We start from the raw sequence: 1630 nt of genomic DNA on the forward strand, positions 1-1630 counted from the left end.
CCCGGAGTCATGCCGAACACCAGGCCCGCAAACGGCTCCAGGATCAGATCCTGCATCGAATAGGCCAGCATCGAGAAGAACACGAAAACACTGAACAGCCGGGTGAGCTTATCACCCCAGATGCCGCGCAGCGCGTCGCCAAACGGTGCGGTGTCGCGCCGCACTTCGGCTTGCGGTGCACCTTCAACGCCCCAGACCGCCAGGCAAGCGACGGCGAAGGCCACGGCGATCACGCCGGCAGCCACCTGAATCAGACGCGCCGGGGAAAAGGGATCAAGCAGCTGCCCGGCTACGCCAGCGGAAATGACGATGCCGATGATCATCATGATCCAGGTCAGGCTGGCGGCGGCCGGGCGCCGGGCCTCGGCGGTGCGCGTCGCCAGCAGCGCCAGCAGCGATGTGCCGGCCGCGCCAACGCCGATGCCGATCATGGCATAGGCCAGCACCAAGGCGGCAAACACCGGCCAGAACGGCCCGGCCAGCCAGGTGGTGGCCAGTGTGGCCAGCAGGCCGCCGCAGCCGAGCACGGCCATGCCGCCGATGATCCACGGCGTGCGCCGCCAGCCGGCATCGCTGCCATGGCCCCATTTCGGGCGCGACAGTTGTACGCCGTAATGCAGCGCCACCAGCCCGGCCGGCAGCGCGGCGGCCATGGCATATTCCACCACCATGATACGATTGAGCAGCGACGATGCGAGCATCACGATGGCGCCCAGCGCGCTTTGCACCAGCCCCAGCCGGGCAATCCCAGCCCAGCCGAGCGCGGTTGTTTGCGGGCTCATACGATCACCGACAATCCAAAGGCGCTGGCCAACATGCCCAGCACATACAGGCTGGTGCCCGTGGCGTTGTAAAATGGCGCATTGGCCGCCGGCGCGGCCAGCACGCGCTGCATCAGCACCACCTGCATCGCCAACGAAAACGCCACCATCGCAGCGGGCCACTCCAGGTTCCAACTGGCCAGAAGTGCGATCACCACCAACTGTGGCAGGGCCATCGTCCAGCAGGCAACAGCGGCGGCGGCGCGCTCGCCGATCAGCACCGGCAGCGAATTGACGCCCGATACGGCATCGCCCTTCACGGCCTTGAAGTCATTCAAGACCATGATGCCGTGCGCGCCTAGCGCATACATGCACAGCACCCAGATGATGCGGCTGTCGGGCAAGCCGCCGGCCATCACCGCAGCGCCGGTGAACCACGTGACGCCTTCATAGGCGGCGGCGCACACCAACGGCCCCAGCCAGCCATTGGCCTTGAAGCGCAGTGGCGGCGCCGAATAGGCCCAGGCCATCGCCACGCCCACCACTGTGGCGACGCCCACCACCGGGCCGAGGGCAAAACCGACGATCAGCGAAATGATGGTGCCAATCACCGCGATGCCAAGGCCCATGCGCCCGGGAATGCGGCCAGACGGGATCGGCCGCTGCGGTTCATTGATGGCATCGACATGGCGATCAAACCAGTCGTTGATCGCCTGGCTGTTGCCGCACACCAACGGTCCCGCCAGCATCATTCCGGCCAGCAGAAGGCCCCAGCGGTCCACTAAGGGGACACCGGCTGACACCACGCCGCACATGAATGCCCACATCGGCGGGAACCAGGTGACCGGCTTGAGCAATTCCAGCACATC

2 protein-coding genes are annotated in these 1630 nt (G+C 66.3%); both read right to left on the reverse strand.

What is annotated here, in order from left to right; translation table 11 throughout:
• Positions 1-782 (reverse strand): PucC family protein (locus ABWP50_RS06375; RefSeq protein WP_353217180.1); only part of this gene is annotated, 782 nt, incomplete at its 3' end.
• A partial coding sequence (chlG, locus tag ABWP50_RS06380) for a chlorophyll synthase ChlG (RefSeq protein ID WP_353217156.1) occupies positions 779-1630 on the reverse strand: 852 nt, incomplete at its 5' end. The genes ABWP50_RS06375 and chlG, both read right to left, overlap by 4 nt.

Origin of the sequence: Sandarakinorhabdus sp. (assembly GCF_040398645.1) — a bacterium.
GTDB lineage: Bacteria > Pseudomonadota > Alphaproteobacteria > Sphingomonadales > Sphingomonadaceae > Sandarakinorhabdus.